7 protein-coding genes are annotated in these 6133 nt (G+C 33.4%); 6 read left to right on the plus strand and 1 reads right to left on the minus strand.

Annotated elements, in window-relative coordinates; all coding sequences use genetic code 11:
• Positions 1–74 precede the first annotated feature (74 nt).
• The 3 genes from NCCP28_RS14865 to NCCP28_RS14875 all read left to right on the plus strand — a co-directional run bounded on the left by NCCP28_RS14865 (position 75) and on the right by NCCP28_RS14875 (position 2223).
• On the plus strand, positions 75–764 hold the full coding sequence (locus NCCP28_RS14865) for a DUF421 domain-containing protein (protein WP_248562182.1): 690 nt from the start codon (positions 75–77) through the stop codon (positions 762–764).
• Between the two features lie 408 nt (positions 765–1172).
• Positions 1173–1712 (plus strand): PadR family transcriptional regulator, encoded by a 540-nt coding sequence (locus NCCP28_RS14870; RefSeq protein WP_248562183.1) that lies wholly within the window; start codon positions 1173–1175, stop codon positions 1710–1712.
• Positions 1713–1728: 16 nt separating this feature from the next.
• A complete protein-coding gene (locus tag NCCP28_RS14875; protein ID WP_248562184.1) occupies positions 1729–2223 on the plus strand; it encodes a DUF4188 domain-containing protein in 495 nt (164 codons plus the stop codon).
• Between the two features lie 234 nt (positions 2224–2457).
• Here NCCP28_RS14875 and NCCP28_RS14880 read toward each other — a convergent pair whose 3' ends face one another.
• Positions 2458–2691, minus strand: coding sequence for a hypothetical protein (locus tag NCCP28_RS14880; protein ID WP_248562185.1), 234 nt, complete (start codon positions 2689–2691; stop codon positions 2458–2460).
• A 1403-nt stretch (positions 2692–4094) separates the two neighbouring features.
• Here NCCP28_RS14880 and NCCP28_RS14885 point away from each other — a divergent pair.
• From NCCP28_RS14885 to NCCP28_RS14890, 3 genes are all read left to right on the plus strand, one after another.
• Positions 4095–4343 (plus strand): helix-turn-helix domain-containing protein, encoded by a 249-nt coding sequence (locus NCCP28_RS14885; RefSeq protein ID WP_248562186.1) that lies wholly within the window; start codon positions 4095–4097, stop codon positions 4341–4343.
• 235 nt (positions 4344–4578) lie between these two features.
• On the plus strand, positions 4579–4965 hold the full coding sequence (locus NCCP28_RS23860) for a competence protein ComK (RefSeq protein ID WP_375709409.1): 387 nt from the start codon (positions 4579–4581) through the stop codon (positions 4963–4965).
• A gap of 489 nt (positions 4966–5454) precedes the next feature.
• Positions 5455–6133: M15 family metallopeptidase domain-containing protein (locus NCCP28_RS14890; RefSeq protein WP_248562187.1), on the plus strand; the 679-nt coding region annotated here is incomplete at its 3' end.

A 6133-nucleotide genomic window follows, 5' to 3' on the forward strand; every position in this document is an offset into this window, starting at 1 on the left:
AACGACATTTCGCCTATGTAATAAAATACCAGATTTAAATTATGGTTAATGGGAAAAGAAAAAGGGGTGATGAAATGATTTATGTGCAAATAGCTTTAAAATTAGTGCTTGGACTGATTGGTTTAATTGTTATAACCCGTCTTCTTGGAAAAAAAGAGATGTCTCAAGTGACACCCTTTGATTTCATTTATGCATTAGTTTTAGGCGGTATTTTAGAAGAAGGAATTTATGATAAAAAGGTTTCTATCTGGCAGATCCTTTTTGCCATTGGCATATGGGGATTGTCCATCTACGCTATAGAAATATATAGCAAAAAAAGAGACGGCATGAAAAATCTGATTAAAGGAAAGCCATCTATTATTATCCGCAACGGCAAATTGGACTATCGAAAAATGAAAAAAAATCATTTAGATATTGAACAAGTTCGAACCATGCTGCGGAAACAGGGGGTATTTACTCTCCGGGAAGTGCGTGATTTATACCTCGAACCTGGGGGAGATATTAGCATTAAACTGCATACTAAAGCAGGAAACCTCACACCAGATATGCTCGGCCTCTCTCCAGATGATCAAGCACCTTCCATCTTAGTGATTGAAGAAGGAAAAATACAAGAAGAAGAACTTCACTCCGTTCAAAGATCAAAAGAATGGCTTTTGCAAGAACTTCAGAAAAAAAACTATCAAACTCCTGAAAATATCTTATATGGAGAATGGTCAGAAACAGATGGCTTTTATATAGAAACATACCCCGCAAAAAATTCTTGATCTATTAAATGAAAGGAATACAGGCTCTGGTGCCTGACACTATAGCTTTTAGAACCTTTTTAATTTAGCAGTTACACCAAATAGAAAAAACAAATTCAATTACTATCAATGCCCTTCTATAAAAAAAAATCCCTATCACTACTCTTAAATGAAAATTTAACCCTAAATCAATAAATAGACCTAGACTTTTCTTCTACAAACAACTTTACTAAGAAAATTAAATACTCCTTTTCTATGCCTGAATACCTTATTGTTAGAGATTTTATACATTAGTTTTTTCATTCTGTTATATTTGTTTTTTACCGCCCGCCAAGTTTATATTTTTCTGAATATAAAACTTCTCATTTTGTGAAATTTACTGTACTATATATCCATAAGATATATATCATTTAGATAGGATGAACACAAATGAAAAAATATAATCATTCGACATATGCAATTCTTGGAATATTAACAACTAATTGCCGGTCTGGCTATGCCATTAAACAATTAATTGATCAAAGCCTAAATCATTTCTGGAAAATAAGTTACGGCCAAATTTATCCGGCACTAAAATTAATTGTCGAGGATGGACTTGCAACCGTTCGTACTTCATCACATGAGTCAAAGCCAGATAGAAATGAATATTTCCTCACCTCAAAAGGGAAAGAAACGTTACGAAACTGGCTGGAAGCACCAATTGAACAAATACCAGTTGAGCGAAATGAAATCTTACTGAAATTATTTTTTGGACGCTATCAAACCCAAGAAACGACTTTATTACAACTAGAGGATTATAAACAGAAATTAGAGGCTCGTTATCAGTCATATCTAAACATCGAACATGCCATATCCACCGGCAAAAACAGTGAGGAGGATGCAAGATATTGGCTGTTTACTTTAGATTATGGAAAACGAGTAACAATGGCTGCTATTGAGTGGTGTCAAGCTACCCTTAAACAATTTTAAAAAAGGAGGAATAGAAATGGGAAATGAGATTTATACAGGGCGTTATACAACAGATAATACGGAAAATATTGTAGTTTTTATTATTGGTATGCGAATTAACAAACGACTGGCATTACATAGATGGCTCCCTGTATTTTCCGCTATGCCTGGAATGATTAAAGAACTGTATACGCACAAAGAAGATCTAGGTTTTTTGTCTATGGAAAGCTACTTTGGACTTAGAACGACCGTAATGATTCAATATTGGCGTTCAACGGAAGATCTACTGGCTTATGCAAAGAACAACAGACATTTGAAAGCATGGAAAAACTTCAATAAAAAAGTGGGAAATACTGATACTGTAGGAATTTATCACGAAACCTATGAAATAAAAAAAGGAAATTATGAATCTGTTTATGGAAATATGCCACTATATGGCTTAGGAAAAGCTTTGAAGCATATCCCAATTACTCCAGAACTAAACTCCGCGCGAAAGCGATTTGACCGTGATAAGAATAGGAATGCAAAGTAACTACATTTAACCACAGAATAAAAGTGTCAGGCACCTCTTATAAACAAACGTCCTTTTAGAGTGCCTGACACTATATCTTCAAATATTGAGCAACTATCTTTTTGTGCTTCTTCAATATCAGTTTCCTAATCTATCAACTTCTTGAACTTGCTTCAAAAAACAATTCCTTTTATTTTACACTCTACTTTAAATTTTTTCCCCTTCAGATTGCAAAGTTTGTCCAAGTAAAGCAAATTAGCTATTTTTATACTTTAATTCATACCTTTGCTTTCTAGCTAAGTGAAGCTCTGATAAAAATTTTGGTTTAAGAAATTTATACCACCGACAGCTGCAGATAGATTTTTTTTTCTTTAACTTTGCTGCTACTTCTTCAAAAGCCTTTTGGGCAGTACTCCCTTTACTAACATTCCTTAATATGGTTTCCACCAATATCTTATCTTCCTCATCCGTCCAGACAGTTTTCATCATTTCACCTTCTTGCCATGTAAATAATTATATTTTTTATATAAATGAGGAGTTTTTTCACTTATATAGTCCTTAATTTCTCCAGTCTCCATTTCTACTGATCTAACAACAGGAAATCTTAACATCTAGTAAAAATAGATGTTTTTTACATATAGTAATAAAATCTCCCCTAATAGGCTGCGTTATATCTTCTATACAAATAGCTCTTATCAGCTAAAAGGACGGCGACTATTAAAGCCAAAACACAAATAAAATAAATCACACAAGAAAAACCTGCTTAGAAAGCAGACTTGATTACAACACCTATTTGCAAAATTGAAAACAGCAAAGGAGCTAAATTGAGCGGGAATAATAAAGGGCTATTTCCATAAGAATAGTTTTATAAACATTGTATAATAGTTTTTTTGTCGTGAAGCAGAAGTGTTGTTATATAACTAGGTGCGCTTCTAAAATATTCATTATTTTAGACAGCTCTCTGGCAGCATTGTATAGAACACTGGACCAGTAACTTTGCACTCTAATCTTTCGAGAGGTTTGCTCTTATCCTAATTATCGATTTTAAAATACTATATTAAAGTGGTAATATTCACCTTTTTTAAATCAAACTATGTTATTTCATATTATTTAGAGAGGAATCTATATCTTTTATATTTCAAAAAAGCTGATGCATTTAATGGCAGCAAACCATTGATTTAGTTATAAGGAATGCTTTAGGTATATTCAGCAATATGGTAATGCTTATAAATAGAAAACTCTCCTTATCATTCAAAAAGAAGAGTTTTCTAAATCTTTTCTCAACTCCCGCCCTATGCGGCTTTACCTTCCCACAGGGCACACAATAATCAGAATGATAACTGTACTTATGTTTTCTTTTAAAAAGACAAAGTATTCCTTTCAGGCTCAAAAAATCATCCCCTCATCTTCATTGTGCATTTAAAACTATCAGAATTCTAAGTAATCATTTACAAATTATTTAGTATGCAGCAAAAAACATTCTGCAATCAAAGCAACTATTTACAACAATAATCATACCATAATTCAGGAAAAAGTTCTTTATTGAATATAAAAATAGTTATTTTCGTTCTTTTTAAAGAACTTTTTATCAAGATAATCCTATTTATATGTTCAATTATCATTTATAAGCATGTCTTTTTGCCTGTATTTAACCATTAACCTACTCACGTTCTGAAGTGCCTCAGACCATAGACCTGAAAATTTTTGCCTATAGACTCCGTCGACTCATCATTACCTTTAAAGCTCGCTTTAAGATTTTTGCTAATTAGGAAAATTTAAATCTCTAATAAAAAAATTTCACTATTTTTACATATATCAACAATATCTAACTCTAGATTATGGTGGCTTCTTATATACGATTAGATAATAATAGCAAAAAGGATTGCTATTAGATGGAAAAGAAAACCTTTTACAGACTTCTGGTTGCGAATATTAAACTCACAAGACAACTAAAAGGAATGACCCAAGAAGAACTTGCCGAAAAAGCGAACTTAAGCACCACACATGTTGGCAGAATTGAAAACGGCGAAGCTGAACCAAAAATTTATAGCTTCTATAAACTTTGTGCCGTGCTTGGCATCCAAATTCCTTCCTCATTAGAACATTTCAAAGCACAAGTGGATAGAGATATAGATGAATAGAATCCTCTTTATATATGAAATTTCATCCATATCTGCTAAATCCATTGCATCTCCTAAACTTTTATTCCATATTACGTTTCCACTACCACCCTTCTCCACATGCTTCCTCTCATGTATCTTAAATTCCCCAAAAGGAGTGTCCTCTATTTATGACAACCATTTTATCCAACTACGAAATCAACGAACAAACTCTTACACTTAAACCCGCTTTCCACCACAAATACAGCACCATTGCATGAGAAGGAGATCAGAAGCTTTATATTCGCCAAACCCCTCTGCAATTTTAATTCAGCAAGCAGCCCTAAAAGGAGGATCAGACTATAACGGCAGAAGGAAATCTATTATCTATTTAACCGGAATAAACAAGAAAATTCCCATCCCCCTCTACCCAAAAAAAAATATCTATGCCTTCTCTACCCATTCCCCCAGCCATAAAGATTGCCACTGGATTTTCTTCCAGCATGTCGAATCCTTTCAAAAGCTGCCTGATTCCACAAACTCGACAAAATTCATCTTCAAAAACGGACAAGAACTCTTGCTGACGGAATCTCTTTATAGGCTGAAGAAGCAGATGTATCGGACATGGATGTGTGTGAAGGCGTTGGGAGGGGAGGTTATATAATTATAGATAGTTTAGAAATTCACATAAAATTTATGATTCTATTGTCCCAATTTTCCTCTTACCTTTTAAAGGCTCATCCTGTTTTCTGCTTATGACACTAGTTTCCCAAATTGCTTCTTCTGTTATTTGTTATTTATGGTTCATCTCTTAAATCCACTATGGTACGAGCAAAACAGATGATTTCTCATAGAGAAATAGGAAGGCAGCAGGAATGGATACATCGATTTAACCTCAGCTAATATTTTTTTAGATAAACTTCATAATAATCTCGATTATAAAAGTATATGTTAATTCAACAAACTACATATTCATTATTCAAACCCTATCTTTTATCATACTATCTAACACTTTTTTTACGAGAATATTAATTTATAAAAACAACATTATCTAAATATTTCAAAATATTTCTTTAAGAAATTAGAAGCATATTAAAAAGATTTATTGTATAATACCAATTGGAATAAATGTAAAAAACAACCAAAAGGGGAAATGAAAAATTTGAAAAAATTTTTGATTTGTTTTTTTATGCTTTTTTTAATATTTACTGCTTTTTCAATGCCAGGACAGAAAGCCTTTGCATCATCTTGTCCCGGAATCTCTCCATTAACAGATCCCTTATCTCTTAAGATGGAAAAAGGGCAAAAACTTATATGGGATAATGTCAACAAAAACTTATTGTCCGCTAAAACAAAATATGAGCAATTACTTAAAACAAAAGGCTGGAAAATCACCTATGATTCAGCTTATCGTCCTTATCAATATCAAAAACACTTTTATGAGATTGCTCATGCACCAGCTAGCGCCTGTAAAAATGCTGAAATCAAAAAGCATGGATTGACAGGGGTTGTTGCAGCCCCTAATGAAAATGCTCCACATACAAAAGGGATTGCATTTGATGCTACTGTCTATGATAAATCAGGCAAAGCCTTAAATGGGAAGAACTTTGTCAACTCTTCACTAATAAGTTTGGCAACACAAGCAGGCCTTTCATTTACAGTTCCCACCAGTGATGGAGTTCACCATGAGTTAGCCTCATCTACCTCTCAAACACCTTCAGTGACTGAAACTGTAATGAATGCTCAAGGGAAGATAACGGCTTCCTCAGGCTTTAATGTCAGGAAGTCACCTAATGCAACAGCTACTAGAATCGGGGGCGTTTACAAAAATG

The organism is Niallia sp. NCCP-28 (assembly GCF_023168165.1).
Classification (GTDB): domain Bacteria; phylum Bacillota; class Bacilli; order Bacillales; family Cytobacillaceae; genus Niallia.